We start from the raw sequence: 23,253 nt of genomic DNA, 5'->3' as shown, positions 1-23,253 counted from the left end.
AGATTGACGTGCGTCGCAGCGATCAGGACCTTTCCAAATATAGCTGGACACGATGACGTCGGCGATAGCGCGACCGCATCCAGCGCATCCGCCTGCTGGAGATCGGGCACGACGTTCGTACAAGACAGGAACTCCTGCGCTAGGTCGAATGCAGACGTCGCAAGCTCCTGACTACAGCCCTTTATCCCAAATTGGATTCTCACCAAACCTCTCCCCCAAAAACTCCACAAACGCCCTAACCCTCGGCGGCACCAACCGCCGCTGCGGCATCACCGCCCAAACTCCCGTCGTGGCCAACGGGTAGTCGGGCAACACTTCGACCAAACGGCCGGCGCGCAAGTCTTCGGCCACATGCCAGGTCGCATGCAGGGCGATGCCCATGCCGGCCACGGCGGCGTCGCGCAGGAGTTCGCCGAAGTTGCTTTCGATGCGGCCGTGCACGCGCACGGTGGTTTCGCCGCCCTGGCCGTCGCTCAGGCGCCATTCGTCCTGGCGGCCCTGGGCGCCGGTCAGCAGCAGGCAGTCGTGGCTGGCGAGGTCGGCCGGCACCTGCGGGGCGCCGCGGCGCTTCAGGTAATCGGGCGAGGCCACCAGCACCCGGCGGTTGGGCGCGAGCTTGCGGGCGACCATCGTCGAGTCGTCCAGGGCGCCGATGCGGATGGCCAGGTCGAAGCCGGCCGTCACCAGGTCCACCACGCGGTCGTTCAAGTCCACGCTGACCCGGACCGCGGGGTGCAGGGCCAGGAACTCCGGCAGCAGGGGCGAGAGGTAAAGCCGGCCGAAGGTGGCCGAGGTGGTCACGCGCAGGGTGCCGCCGACGCCGGTGCCGGCCTGGCGCAGGCCGCTGACCAGGGCGTCGAGGTCTTCGACCAGGCCGCGGCCCTGTTCGGCCAGGGCCAGGCCTTCCGGCGTGGGGTGCAGCTGGCGGGTGGTCCGGTGCAGCAGGCGCACGCCCAGTTCCTTTTCCAGGCGGGCCAGGCGCTGGCTGGCCACGGCGGGGCTGAGGTCCAGGGCGCGGGCGGCGGCGGTGATCGAGCCCTGGTCCAGCACTTTCAGGAACAAGGCGAGGTCGTCGAGGCGGTCCATTTTCAACGCTCCGTTGAAACTGATTCCGGATACTGGCGGTTTTTCTGGTGAATGCAAGGGCGCAGGATGCCGCCCTCGCCACCCGGAACCCCGCCCCATGGCTGCCCCGAAACCCGCGCTTCCCCTTGCGCTCTTTGCCCTCACCGCCGGCGCCTTCGGCATCGGCACCACCGAGTTCGTGATCATGGGCCTGCTGATGCAGGTCTCGGCCGACCTCGGCGTGTCCATCGCCGCCGCCGGCCTGCTGATCTCCGGGTATGCGCTCGGCGTGTTCGTCGGCGCGCCGCTGCTGACCGCGGCCACCGGCCGCTGGCCGCGCAAGACGGTGCTGGTGGCGCTGATGGGGGTGTTCACGCTCGGCAACCTGGCCTGCGCGCTGGCGCCGAATTACGAAGTGCTGATGGCGGCGCGGGTGCTGACTTCGCTGGCGCACGGCACCTTCTTCGGCGTCGGCGCGGTGGTCGCGACCGGACTGGTGGCGCCGGAACGCAAGGCCACCGCGATCTCGATCCTGTTCACCGGCCTGACCGCGGCGACGCTGCTGGGCGTGCCGGCCGGTGCGTGGCTGGGCCTGGAATACGGCTGGCGCGCGACCTTCTGGGCCGTGACCGTGCTGGGCGTGCTGGCGACTTTCATCATCGCCTGGCTGGTGCCTGCCGATCGCGGCGATGGTGAAGTCGTGTCTTTCCGCGAAGAAGTGAAAGTAGTGACGCGTCCGCAGGTGCTGCTGGGCCTGGCGATGACGGTGCTGGGTTACGCGGGCGTGTTCGCGGTGTTCACCTATATCCAGCCGATCCTGACGCAGATCTCCGGCTTCGCCGAAAGCGCGGTGTCGCCGATCCTGCTGGTGTTCGGCGTGGGTTTCATCGTCGGCAACCTGCTGGGCGGCCGGCTGGCGGACAAACGGCTCGTGCCCACGCTGATCGGCACGCTGGTCGTGCTGGCGGTCGTGCTCGGCGCGATGACCTTCACGATGCATTACCAGTGGAGCGCCATCCTGTTCACCGGCCTGCTCGGCGCGGCCGCCTTCGCCACCGTGGCGCCGCTGCAGATGCGCGTGCTGCAGAAGGCGGAAGGCGCGGGCCAGAGCCTGGCCTCGAGCCTCAACATCGCCGCCTTCAACCTCGGCAACGCGATCGGCGCCTGGCTGGGCGCGGTGGTGATTCAAAGCGCGCTGGGCCTGGGCGCGGTGAGCTGGGTGGCGGCGCTGGTGACGCTGAGCGGCTTGGCCATCGCGATCTACAGCGTGCGGCTGGATCGGACGGAATCCGGGGTCAGAGCACCCGCTTGTGGGGCTGTGGCGTAAAGCGGTGAATTCGGGCGGGTGATCTGACCCCTCGCACATACATATATATAGGAGCTAGCGATGAGCCTTCTTCTCTCCACCCTGATCGGCATGGCCGCCACCGGCAACGTGGAACCGGCGCCCGTGAAACCCGTGCTGATCGTGCTGACCAGCCACGGCGTGAAAGGCAGCACCGGGCAGCCGACCGGCTTCTACCTCGGTGAAGTCACGCACCCGATGGCGGTGCTCGAGGACGCCGGCATTCCGGTCGAACTCGCCTCCATCCAGGGCGGCGAGCCGCCGGTGGATGGCCTCGATCTCGACGACAAGGTCAACGCGCGCTACTGGAACGACGCGAAATTCCGCGAAGCGATCCGCGGCACGCCCACACTCGCCAGCGTCGATCCGAAACGCTATTCGGCGATCCTGTTCGCGGGCGGCCACGGCGCCGCCTGGGATTTCCCCGACAGCCCGGCCGTGCAGCAGCAGGCGCGTGCGGTGTGGGAACAGGGCGGCATCGTCGCCGCGGTCTGCCACGGCCCGACCGCCCTGGTGAACGTGAAGCTCAGCGACGGCACCTATCTCGTCGCCGGCAAACACGTCGCCGCCTTCACCGACGACGAGGAACGCGCGGTGGAACTCGACACCGTCGTGCCCTTCCTGCTCGCCACGAAACTGAGCCAGCGCGGCGCCATCCACCACCCGGCCCCGAACTGGACGGCAAACACGATGGTGGATGGCCGCCTGGTCACCGGCCAGAACCCGCAGTCGGCGCACGGCGTCGGCGAAGCGGTGCGCGACCTGGTGCTCGGCGCGGCGCGCTGAGAGCAACCGCGGGTCGGGTGGCCGCGCCCCTGCTTCCTTCCCCGCGGCGAGCAGCGACGGAGCCGACGACTGTGCGGTGGATCGTCGTCCCCGTCAGGGCCGGTTGCAGGTCTGGTCTTCGCCGAACTTCAGGCTGTCGCCATTGACGCTGGCCACCATGCCGTTCATGTCGGTGCCGGAGAACCGCAGCGTGTCGCCGTTCCGCGACACCGTTCCGCCGCCGCCGGTCGTGCGGTAGCGGTTGCCGGCGATCTGGAAGCGGATGCCCGGCACCGGCTGGAAAATCATCATCGAGTTGCCGCCCACCCCGGGCACGAGCCGCGGCGACATCACCATGCATTCCCACTGGCCATCGAGGCCGCCCGAACCGGCGGCCCTCGGCGCGGAAGGCACCGGCGCCGGAGCCGCCGGAGCCGCCGGAGCCGCCGGAGCCGCCGGAGCCGCCGGGGCCGCCGGCGCGACGGCCGGAGCGTCGCCGTCGCCGCCCGACAGCATCGCCACCAGCGCCTGCGGCTCGGAGTTCATGATCGTGCGGCTGTACTCCGCGGCCAGGGTGCGCGCCTGTTCCATCTGTTCCCGGTTCCCGGCCTGTTCGCCTTCGACGTAGAGCAGCAGCGGCAAGCTGGCGCTGGCAAGCAGCGTGTTGTAGAGCGTGGCCTTGTCCCGGTCGGAAACCCCGGCGAGGTCCGCGGCCAGCACCTCGCCTAGCCGGCCGAACAGCCGGTCCTGCGCCGCGGTATCGGGGGCATTGCCGGTCCAGACATGGCTCGTACTGCTGATGAAGAAGGTGTAGGCACCGGCGATGTTGTTCTTCCACCCCTTCGCCGCATGGGGCCGCTCGAACAGCTCGGTCTTCGCCACCGTGATCGCCTCCAGCAGCTGCTGCCGCTCCTGCGCGTTGCTGCCCAGGCCGTTGGCGAAGTCCCGCAGCGAGGTGTCCCCGGGCGGCGGCGTGAAGCGCAGCGAGGCCGCCGCGTGGCTGGTGCCGGCGGTCAGGCACAGGAGGATCGACAGCAGTGCGAGCGATTTCATGGCGTTCACCTGGATTCCGGGAGTGAAGGTCGGGTTGGCAAAGCAGAGGGACCAATAGCCAAGAACGACAGGCGCACTGACATTCGGCCGCCGCCCGGGCGCCAGGCGCCGGAAAGAACGTGGCCGCCTTCACCGACGACGAGCAGCGCGCGGTGAAACTCGACACCGTCGTGCCCTTCCTGTTGGCCACCACGCTCACCCAGCGCGACGCCTTCCACCACCCGGCCCCCAACTGGACCGCGAAGGTGATGGTCGACGGCCGCCTGGTCACCGGCCAGAACCCGCAGTCGGCCCACGGCGTCGGCGAAGCGGTGCGCGACCTGGTGCTGGGCAAAGGCCTCTGAAGAGTAGCGACAGGATCGGCACCTTCGCCGGGCGGATTCGCCACCAGCGGCTCGGCCAGGCGGATCCGATGGCGGACGCGGGGCGGGATTGGTTAGGCTCTGGCCGACCCGTCCAAAGGAATGTCCCGTGCGCAAGGCCTGGCTCCTGCCCCTGTTGATGTGGACCGCCGGCACCGTGTCGGCGGCGTCGGAACTCCCGGCAGACGCCACGCCGCCGGCGGAAACGCCGGAGGCGCCGGCCGCCGCCAAGGACGCGCTCGATCCGGAAACGGCCGAGATGTGCACCAAGATCCAGTGCCTGCTCGACGTCCGCATCACGATGCGGGACGAGAAGGGCAAGCCCTTCGACAAGCACTATCCCGCGCTTCCCGTCGTGCAGCCCGGAGGCGTGTCGGTGTACGCGGGCCACGAGGTGCTGATCGAAGCCGAGGTCGAGAACGGCCGGCTGGTGAACCTGCGCCGGGTCGAGGAAGTCAGCGATCCCTCGCGCACCCTCCACAGCCGGCTGGAGCAGGACGAGGACGGCAGCATGATGCTGATCACCCGCAACCCTTTCGACAAGGCGCTGCGGATCCGGATGGGCATGATGCCGATGGGCCACGACGGCCTGGTCAGGACCTCAAGCTGTCCGGTTCGGCCCGGCAGCAGCACGTACGAGATGTGGCCGATGCCGATCTTCCAGATCTACCTGGCCGACATGCGCCTGATTGAGGAAGACGAGGACATGGGCTGCGTCGAGTGATGTCCATGAGCGACGCGACCAGCCACATCCAGGCGATCCTGCAGCCCCTGCTCGACCACCAGGCCCTGCGCGCGGAAATCGTTGAGCCCGGCGACAGCTACTGGTACCACCGGCCGCAGCGCAATTTCCCGCCCCGGGCCATCCAGCAGCCCGAGGACTACGACGGCGGCGAGCGGCTGTCGCTGGCGATCACCCAGACGGCGCTGAAGCCGCCCCAGCAGCGCGCCCTGGTCAAGCGCTGGGGCGAACTGCTGCCGACGCTGGCGAACGTGCGCGTGCTCTGGTTCCACAGCAAGGTCAGCCAGGAGATGTTCGAGGCGGCCTGCGCGATGCCGGCGCTCGAAGGCCTGTACATCAAGTGGGGCAGCCTGACCGACCTTCGGCCGATCACCCGGTTGCGCACGCTCAGCCATTTCCACCTGGGCGGTGCGCCTTCGGCCGAGGGGCTGGATGCGCTGGCGGCGCTGCCGCGCCTGATCGACCTGGAGATCGCCAACGTGCGCGCGGCCGGCGACCTGTCCTTCCTGCGCGGGCTGCCGCAGCTGCGTTCGCTGTTGCTGGCCGGCGATTCGAACAGCATCAAGGCGTTGAAGATCGACACGCTGGCGCCGCTCGCCGCCCTGCCGCAGCTCGAGCGCCTGCGTCTGCTCACCGTGCAGGTGCTCGACGGCTCGCTGGCGCCGCTGGCCGGCCTGCCGGCGCTGAAGCACCTGGCCCTGTGCAACCAGTTCCCGCGCGACGAGTTCGCGCGCCTCGCCGGCCGCCGCCCCGACCTGGCGGCCGAGCTGGAACCGGTGAACGGCCCGGTGATGGCCTTCGGCTGCAAGAAGTGCAAGCAGAAGACGATGTACCAGACGCTGGGCAAGGGCCTGCCCTGGCTCTGCGGCCACTGCGACCGCGCGCGGCTGGACAAACACGTCGCCGAGTTCCGGGCGGTGGCGGCGGCGGCGCGGGACGCGGCCGCCGGTTGATTCCCGCTTCACATCCGGCAGGCAGGCTGCGCCCACCTCCCCCACCGGACGACAGCGATGCGAACCATTCTCCCCGGCCTGCTGCTGGCCACCCTCATGATTTCCACCCCCGCGGTCGCCGCCGACGCCGGGACCACCCGCGCCCTGATCGTCGTCAGCAGCGAAGGCCGCGACGCGGGCAAGACCCGGCCCGGTTTCGAGATGGACGAGTTCGCCCAGACCTGGCTGATCCTGCGCGCCAACGGCGTGGTAGTGGACGTCGCCAGCCCGGCCGGCGGCGCGGTGCAGGCCGACCGTTTCGACCCGAAGGAGCCCTTCAACGCCGCGGTGGTCGCCGACGCCGAAGCGCAGCGCCAACTCGGCGCCACGCGCCGCACCGACGCGGTGAAGGCCGACGACTACGACGCCGTGCTGGTGATGGGCGGCAAGGGCGCGATGTTCGACCTGGCCGACGACGCCGCGCTGCATCGCCTGCTCGGCCAGGTGTATGCCGACGGCGGCGTGGTGGCCGCGGTCTGCCACGGGCCCGCCGCACTGGTGGACGCGAAGCTGCCCGACGGCACGGCCCTGGTCGCCGGGCGCGCACTCACCGGTTTCAGCCTCGAGGAAGAATCGGTGTTCGGCAAGAAGTGGGCGACTCAGTTCCGCTTCCAGCTCGAGACCGCGCTGCGCGACGGCGGTGCGCTGTGGCAGGAAGCGGCCCTGATGCTGCCGAAGGTGGTGGTCGACGGCCGGCTCGTCACCGGGCAGAACCCCTACTCCACCGCCGGCATGGCCGAAGCCGTGGTGCGCGCGCTGGGCCGCACGCCGGTGGCGCGCACGCCCTGGCGCGACGAGTTGACGATGGCCCTGGCGCAGCAGGCGCTGGCCGGCGATGCGGATGGTGCGCGCCAGGCGCTGGCCGCGGAACCGGCGCGTTACCACGCCGCCCTGATCGGCATGCTCGGCTACTACCAGCTGCAGTCGGCACCGAACGATTCCGGCGTGCGCGACGCGCTGCTGCTGATGCAGCTCGCCCGGCCCCACATGAGCGAACCGCAGCTGCCGCTGGGCATCGCCGAAGCGCAGTGGCGCCTGGGCCAGACGGCGGCCGCCCGGGAAACGCTGGCCGCGCTGCTGGCAAAGCACCCGGACCTGAAGCAAGCTCGGGACCTGCAAGCGCGCCTGACCCCCTGAGATGACCGCCCCCGGCCTCCGCGTCCTGATCGTCGAAGACAACCTGGCCCTGCGTTCCCAGCTCGCCGGCCTGCTGGAGGCGCAGGGCCACCGGGTCGACTTCGCCGCCGACGGCCGTACCGGCCTGGCGCTGGCGCTGGCGGATCCGCCCGACGTGATGGTGCTCGACCTCGGCCTGCCCGGCCTGGAAGGCCTGCGCGTCTGCGAGCGTCTGCGCCTGGAAGCCGACCGGCACGTGCCGGTGCTGATGCTGACCGCGCGCGACGCGGTCGAGGACAAAGTGCGCGGCTTCGAGGCCGGCGCCGACGACTACCTGGTCAAACCCTTCGCCGGCGCCGAACTGCTGGCGCGCTGCCTGGCGCTGGCGCGGCGCCACCGCGTCGGCGAACCGGTGCGGCTGCGCGTGGGCGGGCTGGCCATCGACCGGCGCACGCATGCGGTGACCCGCGACGGCCAGCCGGTCGAACTGCCGAACATCCCCTACCAGCTGCTGCTGGCCCTGGCCGAAGCCTGGCCGCGCACGCTGACGCGCAGCGAGTTGGTGCAGAAGGTCTGGGGCGAAGAGGCGCCGCAGTCCGATCCGCTGCGTTCGCATCTGTACGTGCTGCGCCAGGCGCTGGACCGGCCCTTCCCCACGCCGATGCTGCGCACGGTGCACGGCGTCGGCTTCAAGCTCGAGCCCGACGCGTGAGCGCACGCGCCGCACCGCTGCGCCGGCGGCTGATGTGGGCCTTCGGGCTGCTCACGCTGCTGGTGGCCGGGCTGTTCGGCCTGTTCGCGGTCACCTTCATGTATGCGGTGGAGGACGAGCTGCTGGAAGACACGCTGGCGCGCGAAGCCGCCGTGCTGCGGGAAGGACGCGCGGCCACCGGCCGCTGGGGCACACCGCACGAACCCTACGTGCGCCTGTACACCCGCACTGAAGACTTCCCCGACGACCTGCGCGCGGCGCGCGCGGACGAACCCTGGCGCCGCGAATTCGCCGGCCAGGACGGACGCCATTATCACGTGCTCCCGCTGACCGAAAAAGGCGGCGCCACCACCGCCTGGCTCGTCGCGGAAGTGAGCGGCCAGCTGGTGGTGCGTTCGATGCGCGACGAGGTCCTGTGGCTGCTGGCGATCGCCGCCGCCGCGCTGGTGCTGCTGTCGCTGGCGGTGGCGGCGTGGCTCGCCCGGCGCACCGCTGGGCCATTGGCGCAGCTGGCCACCGTGGTGGAAACGATGGACCCGGCGAACCTGCCGGCGCAGCTGGACCAGGGCTTCCGCAACGACGAGGTGGGCGTGCTGGCGCGCGGCCTGGAATCGCTGGTCGCGCGGCTGCGCGACTTCGTCGCCCGCGAACGCGAGTTCACCCGCGACGTCAGCCACGAACTGCGCACGCCCCTGACCGTGATCCGCAGCGCCAGCGAACGCCTGCTGGCGCGCACCGACCTCGACGCCGACGCGCGCGCCAGCGCCGGGCACCTGCATCAGTCGGCGATGCAGCTGCAGGCCACGGTGGACCTGATGCTGTCGCTGGCGCGCGAACAGGCCGTGGCGCCGGGCGGCACGGTGCGCGTGCTTCCGGTGCTCGAACGGATCATCGTCGACCTGTCGCCGCTGGCCGAGGGCCGGGCGATCGAGCTGGACATCGAGCTGCCGGAGCCGACGCTTACCGACCTGCCCGAACCGGTGCTGCGCTGCCTGCTGTCGAACCTGATCGGCAATGCCCTGGCCCACAGCGCGGAGGGCACCGTGCGCATCCACCTGGAAGACGGCGAACTGTGCATCGTCAATCCGGTCCCGCCGGACGCCGACAGACCCTTTGGGCAACGGCGCGACGCCAGTCCTGGCCTGGGGCTGGGCCTGGGCATCGTGCAGCGGCTTTGCGACCGCCACGGCATCTCGCTCGACGTGCGCGGGCAGGACGGCCAGGTGTGCGCCCGTTTCGCCCTGCGCGCGACGCAGGCGCGCTGACGACGGGCGACCGCGTGCCTACGGGCGCAGTTTTCCGAACCCGCCCCCGGCATGCCGCGGCGCCACCAGGGTCCAGGTTTCCAGCGCGGTCCCGACGCGGCAATGCCCGGCAAGCTCGAATCCACGCCGCGTGTAGAAGCCCAGGTTGGCGGCATCTTCCGTGGTCAGGTCCACGGCCTGCGCGGCGGGGTCTTCGGCCGCGAGGTCGAGCGCGGCGGCCAGCAGGCGGCCGCCGTGGCCGGCGCCATGCGCGGCGGTGGCGACGCCCAGCATGTTCACATGCCAATGTTCGCCCGCCGGCTCGGTGGCGGACCAGGCCTCGCACAGCGTGGCGTAACGCTGCTTCGCGTCGGCGCCCAAGGTGCTCCAGGTCGCCTCGGCCAGTTCGGCCAGCGCCGCCGGCACGGGAAACGCACCGCGCGGTGTCATCGTGATCGCGGCCTGCAGGGCGCCATCGGCGCCGCGCAGGCCCAGTACCGGATGTCCGCGCAACCAGCGCCCGGCAGTGAACAGGCCGATCAGCCGCACCAGGCGGCCGGCGTAATCCGGCGCGTCGCCCAGCACGTAGCGCATCACCGGGTAGTCGAAGAAGGCCTCGCACAGCAGCGTGGTCACCGCCCCGGCGTGGGTGGCCACCAGCCTTTCGACGGGCGGGTGCGCATTCGGCGGCGCCGGCGTGTGCATCGGGCTCTCTCTTGGCCTGCCCGCGATGGGGCGGCGGCGGCCAATTGTGGTTCGGCCCGACGCCCTTCTCAAGGGGGGACACGGCGGTGATAGGCTGCGCGGAACCGCCCTGCCCGCTTCCACCATGAACGCACGTACGCTGCTCCGCCTGTTCGCCTTCGTTTCCTTCGGCCTCGCGCACGCGGCGTCGGCGCAAGGGCTGACGCCGGAACAGATGCAGTCCGCCGAAAGCGACTACCAGCGCTACTGCGCGCTCTGCCACGGCGCCGACCGCCAGGGCCACGTCAACGACCACGCGCCCTCGCTGCGTTCGCGCTCGCTGCTCGAGACCGGCTTCCCGATGGTGCTGCGCGAGGCGATCAGCTACGGCCGCCCCGGCACGCCGATGGGCGGTTACCTGGACGAAGTCGGCGGCCCGATGACCCGCGACCAGATCCGCAACCTGGCGCACTGGCTGGCAACGGTCGCCGAGGCGCGGCCCTTCCCGCTCGGCGCGGCGCCGGTGCAGGGCGACGTCGCCGAGGGCGCGAAGCTCTACCGGAAAAACTGCGCCGGCTGCCACGGCGGCAAGGGCGAAGGCGGCACCGGCACCGCGCTGGGCAATGCCGCGATGCTGGCGCTGACGCCCGACGCCTTCCTGCGCCACGCCATCGCCAACGGCCGCGACGGCACGCCGATGCCGGCCTTCCTGGGCAAGCTCACCGACCCGCAGATCGACAGCCTGACCGCCTTCCTGCGCAGCCGCGCCAGCGGCTGGGAGCAGCGCACGCCGGTGCTGGCCGAACCGCCGCCGCTGGACCGGATCGTGCTCAACCCCGATGCCGCCGAGCCGGAGTTCACGCTGCGCGACGGGCTGTATGTCAGCGCCGCCGAACTCGACCGCGAGCTCAAGGCCGGCAAGAAGATGGTGCTGCTCGACACCCGCGTCACCTCGATGTGGCAGATGGCGCACATCGCCGGCGCGGTGCCTGCACCCTACTACGCCAGCCGCGAGGAAGTGATGGCCAGCCTGCCCACCGACGGCACCTGGATCGTCGCCTACTGCGAATGCCCGCGCGCCGCCGCCGAATCGGTGGTGACCCGGCTGCGCGCCAGCGGCCTGCAGAACACCGCCGTGCTCTACGAAGGCATCCAGGGCTGGATCAGCCTGGGCTACCCGGTCGCCGCCGGCCGCGCCGAAGGCGGCGCCGACACGCACGACCACGCCCATTGAGCCGCGGAACGCCCTCGCGCATTCTTTCGCTCCGCCCGGGCCGGGCGGCGCTGCTGTTGATTGCGATGCTGATGCTGGCGGAGTCGGCGCAGGCGTCCGATCCGTCGAACCTGGTGGAGCTGGCCCTGGGGGCGCTGGCAGGGCTGGTCGCGGTGATCGGGCTTGCGTGGTTTCTGCTGGCACGTTCGACCGGCGTGCTGGCGATCCGTGGCGAGACACGCGACGATGCCGACGCCATCGAAGCCGTCACGCTGGCAGCGTTCCGCAAGGCTGAGCACCGCAGCGGCACCGAGCAGGCGATCGTGCGACGGCTTCGCCGCGACGGCGCCCTGACGGTGTCCCTGGTCGCCGAGCAAGGGGGCGCGGTGCTGGGGCACGTCGCGGCATCGCCGATCCGCTTGTCAGGCGGCGAATCGGGCTGGTTCGGGCTCGGCCCGGTCTCGGTACACCCGCACTTCCAGCGTAAGGGCATCGGCCGGCGCCTGGTCGACCAGGCCCTGGACGAACTGCGCGCCCGCGGCGCCATCGGCTGCGTGGTGCTGGGGGATCCTGTCTACTACAGCCGCTTCGGTTTCGCCGCCGCGCCCGGCCTGGTGCTGCCCGGCGTTCCGCCGGAATACTTCCAGGCGTTGGTCTTCTCCGGCAGCGCACCGACCGGCACGGTGAGCTACCACGCCGCGTTCGACGACTAGACAGCGCTGCATGTCGGCCTGGTCGTACGATCAGCGCATGCCCCTCACCCCGCCAGCCGCTTCGCCATCTCGCCGACCTGGCGCAGGGCCGCGTCCATGCGCTCGTCCAGCGGGTGTCCGTAGTTCAGGCGCAGGCAGTGGCCGAAGCCCTGGGTGGCCGAGAACATCGGCCCCGGCGCCAGGCTGATGCCCCGGGCCATCGCCTGCTGCTGCAGCTCCAGCGTGTCGGTGCCGGACGGCAGTTCCAGCCACAGGAAATAGCCGCCCGCCGGGCGGCTGACGCGCGTGCCGTCGGGGAATACGCGCTGCACCGCGTCCAGGTAGCGGTCGCGGCGGGCCTGCAGGGTGTCGCGCAGTCCGACCAGGTGGCGCTCGAAGCCGCGGCGCTCGAGGTAACGCGCCAGGCCCAGCTGCGCCGGCACGCAGGTCGTCAGCGAGGTCGCGAGTTTCTGCTTGGCCACTTCGTGCAGGAAACGCCCTGGCGCGACCCAGCCGATCCGGTAGCCGGGCGCCAGCGTTTTCGAAAAGGACGAACAGTGCAGCACCCAGCCCTGGGTATCGAAGGCCTTGCACGACACCGGGCGCTGGCGGCCGAAATGCAGCTCGCCGTAGACGTCGTCCTCGATCAGCGGCAGCTGGTGACGCGCCACGAGTTCGACCAGTGCGCGCTTTTTTTCCGGGCCCATCGCGCTGCCCAGCGGGTTCTGGAAATTGCTCATCAGCCACACGGCCCTGGGGCGGTGGCGTGCGATGGCGGCGTCCAGCGCGTCCAGGTCCATGCCCTCGCGCGGGTCGGTGGCCACTTCCAGCGCGTGCAGGCCGCGCGCTTCCAGCGCCTGCAGGCAGGCGTAGAAACACGGCGACTCCACCGCCACCACGTCGCCGGGCCGGCAGGTCGCGGCCAGGCTCAGGTTCAGCGCCTCCAGCGCGCCGTTGCAGACCACCAGCTCGTCCGGGTCCAGGCGCAGGCCGCCGGCGAGGTAGCGCAGCGCGATCTGGCGGCGCAGCGGCAGCGCGCCGGGCGTTAGGTTTTCCACCGTGCGCCAGGGTTCGAGTTCGGCCACGCCGGCGGCGAGCGCGCGGCCCAGCCGCGCCAGCGGGAACAGGTGCGGGTCGGGAAAGGCCGAGCCCAGCGGCACCACGTCGCGCGACATGGTCGAGGCCAGCATGCGGAAGACCCGCTCGCTGACCATCACCGGCCGCGCCTCGCCGTCCGGGGCCGAGCGGTGTTCGGGTTCGGGCGGCAGCGACGGCGGCGCGGCCCGCACGTAATAGCCCGAGCGCGGCCGCGATTCGACCAGGCCGCGGGCCTCGAGCAGGTAATAGGCCTCGAACACGGTCGCGGGGCTCAGGCCGCGGTCGCGGCTGGCCTGGCGCACGGACGGCAGGCGGTCGCCGGGTTTGAGCAGGCCGCGTTCGATCGAGCTGGCCAGGTCGGCGGCCAGGGCCTGGTATCGCTTCATCGGGGCTCCCGGGCCGGGACTGGCTGAACCCTAGCATCTGATCCGGTTTTTGTCGCCAAATCTGATTCTGCCGCGGCTGATCTGGTGGACCTAGACTGTGCGCCATCCCCACCCCGCGGCCGCGCCATGAACGCCCACGTCGAACTCAACCTCGCGATGATCCTGTTCCTGCCCTGGTTCCTGATCCTGGGCGCGCTGTTCTGGATCTATCCGCGCGGCCCGCGCGGCGCCTTCCGCAACGTCTTCGACATCGCCAGCCTGGGGCTGGCGACGCTGGCCGGCGTCTGGGGCACGTGGTGGAGCATGGAAAACGCGGATCCGGGTTACGGCAACCTGTGGCGGCAGATCCTGGCCAGCACGATCTCGTACGGCATGTTCCTGGCGGTGATGTGCGTGGCCATCGCGCTGCGCCACGTCCTGCTGCGGCGGCGCGCGGCGCCGCCCTCCTCCGCCCTGCCCGAGGCCACGCCATGAAGACCCTGCTGATCGTCGGCTTCCTCTGCCTGATCGTCTGGAACCTGGGCGCCGGGCTGTTCTACATGGTCGTGGACAAGGGCACGACCAGCCGCACCGTCAACTCGCTGACCAAGCGCATCGCGCTGTCGGTGGCGCTGATCCTGCTGGTGGTGGCCGGCATCGGCCTGGGCTGGATCGAGCCGCACGGCGTGCACGTGGGCTGAGCCGCGCGGCTCAGAAGGTGATCTTCACCGAAGCCGCGCTGCGCGTCGCCTCGCCGTGGTACACGGCCTCGATGTTGTTGCCGTCGGGGTCGAGCACGAAGGCGGCGTAATACCCAGGATGGTAGGGCCGTTCGCCGGGCGCGCCGTTGTCGGTGCCGCCATGCGCGAGCGCGGCCTGGTGGAAGGCGTCCACCATCGCGCGGTCCTGCGCCTGGAAGGCCAGATGGTGGCGGCCGGTGAGCTTGCCCTGCGCGGCCTCGCTGTCGGCGGTCGAGACGAACAGTTCGTCGGCCCAGAAATAGCCTTCGCCGGTGCCGCCCATCGGCACGCCCAGCACCTTGAAGACGGCGGCGTAGAACGCCTGGCTCGCGGGCAGGTCGCGCACCACCAGCTGGAGGTGGTCGATCAGTCGGCCACGATGCAGTTCCTGCGTTTCCATCTGCGCTTTCTCCGGGAAAAAGGAAACCCATTGCAGCACCGGCGACGGCAAGCTTCCGTTAAAAGCGACGGCGCGCAGGTAATGGATCCGCGAAAGCTGCAGCGCCGCTGAACGACGACGCCGCGGCGCGTTGACCTTGACCTTGCGTCAGGCCCGAGGCTGCCCGCCGGCGAACCGCTCGCCACCCGGCCACGCACGCTCCGCGGGCCGCGGTCCCCGCAACGTTCTGCAAGGACTTCCCCCAATGCACAAGACCCTGATGGCCGCCTGCCTCGCTGCCCTGACCCTGCCCGGCCTGGCCCATGCCGACGAACACTACCTGCGCGGCGGCATCGGCCAGGCCGAACCCGACAGCACCGACTTCGAGGACAGCAGCAATGCCTGGACGCTGGGCGTGGGCTGGCGCTTCACCCGCCACTTCGCGCTGGAGGCCGGCTACACCGACCTGGGCGACTACGCCGGCAGCGCGCCGGCGGTCGGCGGCCCGATGGACCTGCGCATCACCTCGCTCGAGCTGGGCCTGGCCGCGAAGCTGCCCTTCGGCCAGTCGAAGTTCTTCGGCCAGGCGCGCGCCGGCGTGCACCGCTGGGAGAACAAGTTCCACAACTTCGAGGCCGGCTTCAAGGACACCGGCGCCGACGCGTATTACGGCCTGGGCCTGGGCTACGACTTCACCGACCTGTTCGGCGTCTCGCTCAACTACGAGCGTTATGCGCTGAGCGGCGACACCGTCGGCGACGTGGACCGGGTGATGCTGGCGTTCGAGATGCGCTGAGCAACACAGCACCGGCGCGGCGTGGCCGCGCCGGAGCTTTTGCGACGGGAGGCTTGGCGCAAACCGGTTTCAGGCGACAGGCTCGGCGCCGGCGGGTTGCGCGACCGAAGGATCCACCCTCAGGCGGCTTCGACGTCGCCGGCGAGGATCGCGACGATGTCGCAGCCCGGCGCCGGCTGCCGGGCGCTGTGTTCCTGGATCCGCTCGAGCCGTTCGCGGCTCGCGCGCAGCTCCGATTCCTGTCGGCGCAGTTTGCGCAGCCGCGCCGCCAGCAGGGCCTCGACCTTGCCGGCACCGTCGCTGCCGCCGCGCCACAGGCCGACCAGGTCGCGGATTTCCTTGAGTTCGAAGCGCAGCTGGCGGGCATTGCGGACGAAGTACAGGGTCCGCAGATCTTCGGGCCCGAAGCGGCGGTAGCCGGAGCGGCCGCGCGGCGCCCGGCGGATGATGCCGGACGCTTCGTAGAGCCGGATGCTGCGGGCGCTGAGCCCGGTCAGGCGGCTGACTTCTCCGATGTTCATTGGGGGGCGGTGTCCTGGGAATCCGGGCGATAGATTTACAGTTGTAATGGTCGAGTTTCCAGCCCTTTCCGCAAGACGCAGGGTCACGCACACGCCGCCAGCCAGCTGGCGTTCATGCACCGGGCACCGCCGCGCTCAGACCGCCGCCAGGTGCACCCCCGCCACCGCCCGCCCCGAGGGGTCGGCGGCATTCGCGAAGGCCGGATCCCAGGCAATCGCCGCCGGCGACGAACAGGCGATGGACTTGCCGCCGGGCACGGTGCGCGCGCAGGCCTCGCCGGGGAACTCGCGTTCGAACAGCTCGCGGTACCAGTAAGCCTCTTTCGTCTGCGGCGGGTTGACCGGGAAACGCAGCGCGGCCTGGGCGAACATCGCGTCGCTCACATACGCCTCGGCGCGGGCCTTGAGCCCGTCGATCCAGCCGTAGCCGACGCCGTCGCTGAACTGCTCCTTCTGGCGCCAGAGGATCTCCTTCGGCAGCGCGCCTTCGAAGGCCTCGCGCAGCACCGCCTTTTCGATGCGGCCGCCGCCGGCCATCTTGGCCTGTGCGTCCATGCCCATCGCCAGGTCGAGGAACTCGAGATCCAGGAAAGGCACCCGCGCCTCCACGCCCCAGGCCATCATCGCCTTGTTGGCGCGGGCGCAGTCGAACTGGTGCAGGGCGCCGAGCTTGCGCACGCATTCGTCGTGGAATTCGCGGGCGTTGGGCGCCTTGTGGAAGTACAGGTAGCCGCCGAAGATCTCGTCGCTGCCCTCGCCGCTGAGCACCATCTTCACGCCCATGGCCTTGATGCGCCGGGCCAGCAGGTACATCGGGGTGGAGGCGCGGATCGTGGTCACGTCGTAGGTTTCGACATGGCGGATCACCTCGGGCAGCGCGTCCAGTCCCTCTTCGAACTTGTAGGTGAAACCGTGGTGCACGGTGCCGAGCGCCTTCGCCGCGACCTCGGCTGCGGCGAGGTCGGGCGAACCCTCCAGGCCAATGGCGAAACTGTGCAGGCGCGGCCACCAGGCTTCGCTTTGGTCGCCGTCCTCGATGCGCTGGCGGGCGAAACGCGCGGCGCAGGCGGCGACGAGCGAAGAATCCAGGCCGCCGCTGAGCAGCACGCCGTAGGGTACGTCGGTCATCAGCTGCCGGTGCACGGCCTGCTCGAAGCCTTCGCGCAGGGCCTGCGGCGACACGGTCTTGCCCTGCACCGCGTCGTAGTCGCGCCAGGCGCGTTCGTGGAAGTACGTGAGCGCGCCGGTGGCGCTGTCGTAGACGTGGCCGGGCGGGAACGCCGAGACGTCCGCGCAGTGCCGCGCCAGCGCCTTCATTTCCGACGCGACCCAGAGCCGGCCATCGGCGTCGTGGCCCCAGTACAGGGGGCAGACGCCGAGCGGATCGCGGGCGATCACCAGCCGGCCCTCGGCCGCATCCCACAGCGCGAAGGCGTAGATGCCGTTGAGTTTCGCGACGCCGGCGGGGCCGTGTTCGAGGTAGAGCGCATTGATCACCTCGCAGTCCGAGCCGGTCTGGAAGGCGTAGCCGGCGGTGGAGGCGCGTTCGAGTTCGCGGTGGTTGTAGATCTCGCCGTTCACCGCCAGGGCCAGGCGGCCGTCGCCCGAGCGCAGGGGCTGGGCGCCGCCGGCGGGGTCGACGATGGCCAGGCGCTCGTGCACCAGCAGGCAGCGCGGCTCGGCGTAGACGCCGGACCAGTCGGGGCCGCGGTGGCGCTGGCGCGCCGACAGCGACAGGGCCAGCGGCCGCAGGGGCATCACGTCGGCGCCGGGCCGCGGGTCGTACAGACCGAGTATCGAACACATGGGAAAGCTCCTTGGGCGGTTTTTCGAGGGGGCAAAAGCAGACGGCCCGCACTTCGTCAGTGCGGGCCGTCTTGGACTGGGGGCTTGGAGGTGGAGCGCGCCTAGTCGTCGACCCGCGGGCGGGGACGATTATTGGTATTGGCGTTGTTGACGGTCGCGCAGTCGCCGCCGGCCCCTTGCGGGACGGTGTTCAGGGCGATGGCGAGGCGGCAGGACATGGGCCATCCTAGGCACAGTCCCCGAATGCCCGCAAGCGAGCCGTCCATGCCCAAGCTTTTCCGCGTCGCCAGCCGCCTGTTGGCCGTGGTCGTGATCCTGGGGGTGGTGGCGCTGCTGGCGGCCTGGCTGTTCTGGCGCGGCAGCCTGGCGGCGCTGGACGGCGAGCTCGCCCTGCCCGGCCTGTCGGCGCCGGTGACGGTGGAGCGCGATGCGCTGGGCGTGGCCACCGTGACGGCGGCGAACGAAACCGATGCGGCCCGCGCCCTGGGCTTCGTGCACGCGCAGGAGCGCTACTTCGAGATGGACCTGCTGCGGCGCTCGGCCGCCGGCGAACTGTCGGCGCTGTTCGGGCCGATCGCCATCGAACGCGACAAGGTGGTGCGCGTGCACCGCCTGCGCGCGCGCCTGCAGGAAAGCCTGGACTCGGTGGCCGGCGACCGGATGCCGGTGCTCGAGGCCTATCGCGACGGCGTCAACGCCGGCCTGGCCGCGCTGGGCAAACCCTGGCCCTACGTGCTGCTGCAGGCCGAGCCCGAGCCCTGGACCGTCGCCGACACCGCGCTGGCCGGCTACGCGATGTTCTTCGACCTGCAGGACGAGACCAATTCGCGCGAGCTGGCGCTGTGGAAGATCCGGGAATCGGTGCCCGCCGAACTCTATGCCCTGATCGCCACCGACGGCAGCGAGTGGGACGCGCCGCTGATCGGCGACGCCCGTGGCAACGCCGTGCTGCCCGGCGCCGACGTGCTCGACCTGCGCAAGCTGCCCACGTCCTGGGACGACGCCGACCACAAGGTGTCCGAACCCGCCGCGCCCGGCAGCAACAACTTCGCGGTGTCGGGCAAGCTCACCGCCGATGGCCGCGCCATCGTCGCCGACGACATGCACCTGGGCCTGCGCGCACCCAATATCTGGTTCCGCGCGCGCCTGCGCTACGACGATGCCCGCGCGCCGGGCGGCAAGGTCGACGTCTCCGGTTTCACCCTGCCCGGCATCCCGGCGGTGATCGTCGGCAGCAATGGCCACGTCGCCTGGGGTTTCACCAACAGCTACGGCGACTGGCTCGACTTCTACCGCGTGGACTGGGCCGACAAGGAGCGACTGCGCTACTACGTTCCCGGCGGCCAGGCCGCCGTGCGCACGACCAGCGAATGGATCCGGGTGAAGGGCGGCGAGCGGGTCGAACTGAAGGTGCGCGACACGCGCTGGGGCCCGATCACCGCCGAACTCGACGAGGAATCCTCGCTGGCGCTGCGCTGGACCGCGCAGCTGCCGGGCGCGCTCAACTTCGGCCTGTCGGACATGGCCCTGGCCGGCGACCTGGACGCGGGCCTGGCGGTGGCCGACACCGCCGGCATTCCCGCGCAGAACCTGGTCATCGGCGACCGCAGCGGCCGCATCGCCTGGCGCCTGACCGCGCAGATGCCCGAACGCGCCGGCGACTGCGAGCCCACCGGCCCGCTGAAGGTCGAAGCGGCCTGCCGCTGGGCCGGTTGGCTGGCGCCGACGGAAAACCCCAGCCTGGTGGACCCGCCCGACGGCCGCCTGTGGACCGCGAACGCCCGCGTGGTGGACGGCGCGGCGCTGCGCCTGGTCGGTGATGCCGGCTATGCAAACGGCGCGCGCGCGAAGCAGATCCGCGACGGCCTCTACGCGAAGGACCGTTTCACCGAAGCCGACCTGCTGGCGATCCAGCTCGACGACCGCGCCCTGTTCCTCGAGCGCTGGCACCGCCTGATGATCGACCAGGCCAAACGCAGCGACGACGAGGCCCTGCAGTCGCTGGCCCGCGAAGCGGCGACCTGGGACGGCCGCGCCAGCGTCGACTCCACCAGCTACCGGCTGGTGCGCGCCTGGCGCCTGGCGGTGATCGAGCGCATCCAGAACGGCCTGCTGGCGCCGGCGCAGGTCGCGCTGGGCGAGGACTTCGTGATGCCCGACCTGCCGCAGATGGAAGCGGTGGCCTGGCCGCTGCTGCAGCAGCGGCCCGCGCACCTGCTGCCGCGCAAGTTCAGCAGCTGGGACGCGCTGCTGGCCGACGCCGCGCAGCAAGTGCGCGACCAGATCCGCGGCCCCGCCGCCGCCCGCACCTGGGGCTCGCGCAATACCGCGGCGATATGCCACCCGCTGGCGGGCGCGCTGCCGGCGCTGGCGAAATCCTGGCTGTGCATGCCGGCCGACCCGCTGCCCGGCGACGGCAACATGCCGCGCGTGCAGGGTCCGGCCTTCGGCGCCAGCCAGCGCATGGTGGTGTCGCCCGGCCATGAGGCCGACGGCATCATCCACATGCCCGGCGGCCAGAGCGGCCACCCGCTGTCGCCGTTCTGGGGCGCGGGGCACGAGGCCTGGGTGCAGGGAACCCCCACGCCCTTCCTGCCCGGCGCCACCGAACACCGCCTCGAGCTGCAGCCGGAAATGTGAACAAGTTCACATTTTGGAGAACAGAAGCTGACAGGCGTCACGATTTCGGCCATAAACGGGGCGCTGCCCGGCTCGCTCCGCCGGCGCAGGGACGGGAAGATCGCCGTCAGGGGGAGCGATCTGCCGCACCGATTCGTAGAACCGGCGAGGTGGATTGGATGGACCTTTTGATTTCACTGCTGACGCAATGGCGTCGCAGGATGCTCGCGCGCCAGGCCGGCGCCGTGCGCCAGGCCGTGCTGGGCATGAGCCCCGAACAGCGCAAGCAGGCCGCCGACATGACCCTCGCCGAGATCCAGGCCGCGGCCGTGCTGCCGCAGCCGCATCTGCACGGCGACAACCAGAGCTCGCTCTACCGGCCCTGGAGCCCCGTGGCCAGCACGGCCGCCGGGCGCGTGACCGACCGCTCGATCCAGCTGCGCCAGCGCAGCGTCGCGATGTGGCTGGCGGTCGTCTACCACGAGACGCGGCGCGCCAGCGACGAAGGCCTGGTCGCCGTGCACCGCGAAGTGCTCGGCATCCTGCGCGAGCTCAAGGACCACAAGGTCGCGGAACGGGCCGAACGCGCCTGGTTCAACGCGGCCGCCTGACGGACACCGGGGGAGACGGCGGGAGGTTCAGGCGAGCAGCAGGCGCTCGGCGATGGCTCGGTAAAGCGTGGGGAGACGCTCGAGTTCAGCCAGTGCCACGCGCTCGTCGACCTTGTGGATGCTGGCGTTGATGGGCCCCAGCTCCACCACTTCGGCGCCTAGCGGCGCGATGAAACGGGCATCAGAAGTGCCGCCGCCGGTGTTTTCCTCCGGCAGCGCCCCGCACAGTTCCCGCATCACCTCGCGCGCCGCGGCGCGCAGCCGGCCTTCGCCGGTGCGGAAGGGTTCGCCGCCGCGGTGCCAGCGCAGGTCGTAGTCCAGGCCGTGGCGGTCGAGCACCGCCTCGACTTCCCGCTCCAGCGCCACCGCCTGCCAACCGGGGTTGTAGCGGAAGTTGAACAGCACCTCGCACTGGCCCGGGATGACGTTGTTGGCGCCGGTGCCCGAATGGATGTTCGAGATCTGGAAGCTCGAGGCCGGGAACTCCGGATAACCCTCGTCCCAGCGGCGCGCGCTCAGCTCCTGCAGCGCCGGCAGCGCCTGGTGGATGGGGTTGCGCGCCTTCTCGGGATAGGCGACGTGGCCCTGGATGCCGAGCACGGTCAGCGTGCCCGACAGGGTGCCGCGGCGGCCGACCCGCAGCAGGTCGCCCAGCCGTTCCTTCGACGACGGTTCGCCGGTAACGCAGAAATCGATGCGCTGGCCGCGGCTGCGGAAGTGCTCGGCGACGCGGCGCACGCCGTCGATGGCATCGCCCTCCTCGTCCGAGGTCAGCAGCAGGGCGATCGTGCCCGGATGGTCAGGAAACGCGGCGACGAACTGTTCGAGCGCCAGCACGAAGGCGGCGACGCTGCCCTTCATGTCGGCGGCGCCGCGGCCGTAGAGGTAACCGTCGCGTTCGGTCGGCACGAAGGGATCGCTGGCCCAGGCCTCGCGCGGGCCGGGCGGCACCACGTCGGTGTGGCCGAGGAAACACAGCACCTCGCCGCCCTTGCCATGCGTGGCCCAGAGGTTCTTCACCGCGCCGAAGTCGATCTGTTCGCAGCGGAAGCCGGCCCGGGCCAGACGCGCCGAAATCAGCGCCTGGCAGCCGGCGTCGTCCGGCGTCACCGAAGGGCGGGCGATCAGGTCGCGGGTCAGGGCCAGCACGTCGCTCATTTCTTGATCCCGAAGCGCAGCTTGTAAGCATTGTCGGTGAAGCCGACGCTGACCGTGCCGTCGGCGGTGACCAGCACCGGGCGCTTCACCAGGGCCGGGTGTTCCTTGAGCAGCAGGGTCCACTCCGGGTCGCTGCCCGGCGACTTGCGCCCTTCGGGCAGCTGGCGCCAGGTGGTCGAGGCCTTGTTGACGAGTTTTTCCCAACCTCCCAGCTGCCCGGCCCAGGCTTTCAGCGTCTCGGCCGGCACGCGCTGGGCGCGGTAGTCCACGAACGTGTGCTCGACCTCGAAACGCTTGAGCCAGTTGCGCGCCTTGCGGCAGGTGTCGCAGTTGTCCAGGCCGTAGACCGTGACGCTCATTCGACGGCGCCCCGCAGCAGTTCGTTCACCGAGGTCTTGGCGCGGGTCTTGGCGTCGACCTGCTTGACGATCACCGCGCAGTACAGCGAGTACCTGCCGTCGGCCGACGGCAGCGAGCCCGAGACCACGACACTGCCGGCGGGAACGCGGCCATAGCTGATCTCACCGGTGGCGCGGTTGTAGATGCGCGTGCTCTGGCCGATGAACACGCCCATGCCGATCACGCTGCCCTGCTCCACCACCACGCCTTCCACCACTTCGGCGCGGGCGCCGATGAAGCAGTTGTCCTCGATGATGGTGGGGCTGGCCTGCAGCGGCTCGAGCACGCCGCCGATGCCGGCGCCGCCGGAGAGGTGGCAGTTCTTGCCGATCTGGGCGCAGCTGCCGACCGTGGCCCAGGTGTCGACCATGGTGCCGGCGCCGACGTGGGCGCCGATGTTGACGAAGCTCGGCATCAGCACCACGTCCTTGCCGATGTGGGCGCCGGCGCGCACGATCGCGCCCGGCACCACGCGCGCGCCCAGCTTCTGGAAATCGCCCTCGTCGAAACCCTCGAAGCGCAGCGGCACCTTGTCCCAGTACGGGGCCGGGTAGCTTTCCACCAGCTGCATGTCGTTGACGCGGAAATACAGCAGCACGGCCTTCTTAAGCCACTGCTGGGTTTCCCAGCCCTTGGCCGAGGGCGTGGCGACGCGCGCCTTGCCCGACTCCAGCAGTTCGATGGCTTCTTCGACCGCCGGGCGCGTGGACCCGTCGATCTCGGCCACGCTCAGCGTGGCCCGGCGCTCGAAGGCGTCCTCGATGATGGCCTGCAGC

The 23,253-nt window shown here is 70.7% G+C and carries 24 protein-coding genes and 1 pseudogene; 15 read left to right on the top strand and 10 right to left on the bottom strand.

Annotated features, from left to right (window positions below; all coding sequences use genetic code 11):
• Positions 1 to 171: 171 nt before the first annotated feature.
• Positions 172 to 1,086, bottom strand: a complete 915-nt coding sequence (locus E1B00_RS00415) for a LysR family transcriptional regulator (protein WP_139444699.1) — start codon at positions 1,084 to 1,086, stop codon at positions 172 to 174.
• A gap of 97 nt (positions 1,087 to 1,183) precedes the next feature.
• On the opposite strand from E1B00_RS00415, the gene E1B00_RS00410 reads away from it, so the two are divergent.
• Complete coding sequence (locus E1B00_RS00410) at positions 1,184 to 2,392, top strand: MFS transporter (protein WP_139444698.1); 1,209 nt, start codon at positions 1,184 to 1,186, stop codon at positions 2,390 to 2,392.
• 60 nt (positions 2,393 to 2,452) lie between these two features.
• The gene (locus E1B00_RS00405) at positions 2,453 to 3,196 is read left to right on the top strand and encodes a type 1 glutamine amidotransferase domain-containing protein (RefSeq protein ID WP_246048441.1); all 744 of its coding nucleotides are present in this window, start codon (positions 2,453 to 2,455) and stop codon (positions 3,194 to 3,196) included.
• Between the two features lie 93 nt (positions 3,197 to 3,289).
• Here E1B00_RS00405 and E1B00_RS15495 read toward each other — a convergent pair whose 3' ends face one another.
• Entirely contained in the window at positions 3,290 to 4,228 is a 939-nt protein-coding gene (locus tag E1B00_RS15495; RefSeq protein WP_176693072.1) for a DUF6683 family protein, read from the bottom strand.
• Between the two features lie 119 nt (positions 4,229 to 4,347).
• On the opposite strand from E1B00_RS15495, the gene E1B00_RS00385 reads away from it, so the two are divergent.
• The 6 genes from E1B00_RS00385 (at position 4,348) to E1B00_RS00360 (ending at position 9,417) form a co-directional block, all read left to right on the top strand.
• Positions 4,348 to 4,572: a type 1 glutamine amidotransferase family protein gene (locus E1B00_RS00385; RefSeq protein WP_220396218.1), complete on the top strand. Its 225-nt coding sequence runs from the start codon at positions 4,348 to 4,350 to the stop codon at positions 4,570 to 4,572.
• Between the two features lie 127 nt (positions 4,573 to 4,699).
• Positions 4,700 to 5,314 (top strand): hypothetical protein, encoded by a 615-nt coding sequence (locus E1B00_RS00380; RefSeq protein WP_139444694.1) that lies wholly within the window; start codon positions 4,700 to 4,702, stop codon positions 5,312 to 5,314.
• Between the two features lie 5 nt (positions 5,315 to 5,319).
• Positions 5,320 to 6,285, top strand: a complete 966-nt coding sequence (locus E1B00_RS00375; protein WP_139444693.1) for a leucine-rich repeat domain-containing protein — start codon at positions 5,320 to 5,322, stop codon at positions 6,283 to 6,285.
• Positions 6,286 to 6,342: 57 nt separating this feature from the next.
• Entirely contained in the window at positions 6,343 to 7,461 is a 1,119-nt protein-coding gene (locus E1B00_RS00370; RefSeq protein WP_139444692.1) for a DJ-1/PfpI family protein, read from the top strand.
• A gap of 1 nt (position 7,462) precedes the next feature.
• Complete coding sequence (locus E1B00_RS00365; RefSeq protein ID WP_139444691.1) at positions 7,463 to 8,152, top strand: response regulator transcription factor; 690 nt, start codon at positions 7,463 to 7,465, stop codon at positions 8,150 to 8,152.
• Positions 8,149 to 9,417, top strand: coding sequence for a sensor histidine kinase (locus E1B00_RS00360; RefSeq protein WP_139444690.1), 1,269 nt, complete (start codon positions 8,149 to 8,151; stop codon positions 9,415 to 9,417). The genes E1B00_RS00365 and E1B00_RS00360 overlap by 4 nt, the downstream gene beginning before the upstream one ends.
• Positions 9,418 to 9,435: 18 nt before the next feature.
• On the opposite strand, the gene E1B00_RS00355 is transcribed toward E1B00_RS00360, so the two are convergent.
• Positions 9,436 to 10,053 (bottom strand): GNAT family N-acetyltransferase, encoded by a 618-nt coding sequence (locus tag E1B00_RS00355; RefSeq protein ID WP_176693071.1) that lies wholly within the window; start codon positions 10,051 to 10,053, stop codon positions 9,436 to 9,438.
• A 172-nt stretch (positions 10,054 to 10,225) separates the two neighbouring features.
• On the opposite strand from E1B00_RS00355, the gene E1B00_RS00350 reads away from it, so the two are divergent.
• Both E1B00_RS00350 and E1B00_RS00345 read left to right on the top strand, forming a co-directional pair.
• Positions 10,226 to 11,314, top strand: coding sequence for a c-type cytochrome (locus E1B00_RS00350; protein WP_176693070.1), 1,089 nt, complete (start codon positions 10,226 to 10,228; stop codon positions 11,312 to 11,314).
• A 65-nt stretch (positions 11,315 to 11,379) separates the two neighbouring features.
• The gene (locus E1B00_RS00345; RefSeq protein ID WP_425456463.1) at positions 11,380 to 12,006 is read left to right on the top strand and encodes a GNAT family N-acetyltransferase; all 627 of its coding nucleotides are present in this window, start codon (positions 11,380 to 11,382) and stop codon (positions 12,004 to 12,006) included.
• A 44-nt stretch (positions 12,007 to 12,050) separates the two neighbouring features.
• Here E1B00_RS00345 and E1B00_RS00340 read toward each other — a convergent pair whose 3' ends face one another.
• Complete coding sequence (locus E1B00_RS00340; RefSeq protein ID WP_139444687.1) at positions 12,051 to 13,469, bottom strand: aminotransferase-like domain-containing protein; 1,419 nt, start codon at positions 13,467 to 13,469, stop codon at positions 12,051 to 12,053.
• 126 nt (positions 13,470 to 13,595) lie between these two features.
• On the opposite strand from E1B00_RS00340, the gene E1B00_RS00335 reads away from it, so the two are divergent.
• Complete coding sequence (locus E1B00_RS00335; protein WP_139444686.1) at positions 13,596 to 13,943, top strand: hypothetical protein; 348 nt, start codon at positions 13,596 to 13,598, stop codon at positions 13,941 to 13,943.
• Positions 13,940 to 14,149, top strand: a complete 210-nt coding sequence (locus tag E1B00_RS00330) for a twin transmembrane helix small protein (RefSeq protein ID WP_139444685.1) — start codon at positions 13,940 to 13,942, stop codon at positions 14,147 to 14,149. Before E1B00_RS00335 ends, E1B00_RS00330 begins: the two co-directional genes overlap by 4 nt.
• Before the next feature lie 10 nt (positions 14,150 to 14,159).
• On the opposite strand, the gene E1B00_RS00325 is transcribed toward E1B00_RS00330, so the two are convergent.
• Complete coding sequence (locus E1B00_RS00325) at positions 14,160 to 14,588, bottom strand: VOC family protein (RefSeq protein ID WP_139444684.1); 429 nt, start codon at positions 14,586 to 14,588, stop codon at positions 14,160 to 14,162.
• Between the two features lie 244 nt (positions 14,589 to 14,832).
• Here E1B00_RS00325 and E1B00_RS00320 point away from each other — a divergent pair, with 244 nt between their 5' ends.
• A complete protein-coding gene (locus E1B00_RS00320; protein ID WP_139444683.1) occupies positions 14,833 to 15,363 on the top strand; it encodes a porin family protein in 531 nt (176 codons plus the stop codon).
• Positions 15,364 to 15,482: 119 nt separating this feature from the next.
• Here the strand turns inward: E1B00_RS00320 and E1B00_RS00315 are convergent, their stop codons facing one another.
• Positions 15,483 to 15,884 (bottom strand): MerR family transcriptional regulator, encoded by a 402-nt coding sequence (locus E1B00_RS00315; protein ID WP_139444682.1) that lies wholly within the window; start codon positions 15,882 to 15,884, stop codon positions 15,483 to 15,485.
• 135 nt (positions 15,885 to 16,019) lie between these two features.
• Complete coding sequence (gene asnB / locus E1B00_RS00310; protein WP_139444681.1) at positions 16,020 to 17,690, bottom strand: asparagine synthase B; 1,671 nt, start codon at positions 17,688 to 17,690, stop codon at positions 16,020 to 16,022.
• Positions 17,691 to 17,954: 264 nt separating this feature from the next.
• On the opposite strand from asnB, the gene E1B00_RS00305 reads away from it, so the two are divergent.
• Positions 17,955 to 20,330, top strand: coding sequence for a penicillin acylase family protein (locus E1B00_RS00305; protein ID WP_139444680.1), 2,376 nt, complete (start codon positions 17,955 to 17,957; stop codon positions 20,328 to 20,330).
• A 158-nt stretch (positions 20,331 to 20,488) separates the two neighbouring features.
• A complete protein-coding gene (locus tag E1B00_RS00300) occupies positions 20,489 to 20,920 on the top strand; it encodes a hypothetical protein (protein ID WP_139444679.1) in 432 nt (143 codons plus the stop codon).
• 27 nt (positions 20,921 to 20,947) lie between these two features.
• Here the strand turns inward: E1B00_RS00300 and dapE are convergent, their stop codons facing one another.
• The 3 genes and pseudogenes from dapE to dapD form a co-directional block, all read right to left on the bottom strand.
• Positions 20,948 to 22,078: a succinyl-diaminopimelate desuccinylase gene (gene dapE / locus E1B00_RS00295; protein ID WP_139444678.1), complete on the bottom strand. Its 1,131-nt coding sequence runs from the start codon at positions 22,076 to 22,078 to the stop codon at positions 20,948 to 20,950.
• Complete coding sequence (locus tag E1B00_RS00290) at positions 22,075 to 22,437, bottom strand: Spx/MgsR family RNA polymerase-binding regulatory protein (protein WP_139444677.1); 363 nt, start codon at positions 22,435 to 22,437, stop codon at positions 22,075 to 22,077. The genes dapE and E1B00_RS00290 overlap by 4 nt, the downstream gene beginning before the upstream one ends.
• Positions 22,434 to 23,246: pseudogene (gene dapD / locus E1B00_RS00285) on the bottom strand (2,3,4,5-tetrahydropyridine-2,6-dicarboxylate N-succinyltransferase); the annotation flags it as partial. The pseudogene dapD and the gene E1B00_RS00290, both read right to left, overlap by 4 nt.
• Between the last annotated feature and the right edge of the window lie 7 nt (positions 23,247 to 23,253).

It is taken from the genome of Arenimonas terrae (assembly GCF_006265115.1).
Lineage (GTDB): Bacteria > Pseudomonadota > Gammaproteobacteria > Xanthomonadales > Xanthomonadaceae > Arenimonas > Arenimonas terrae.
This window is presented reverse-complemented; position numbering and strand designations above follow the sequence as displayed.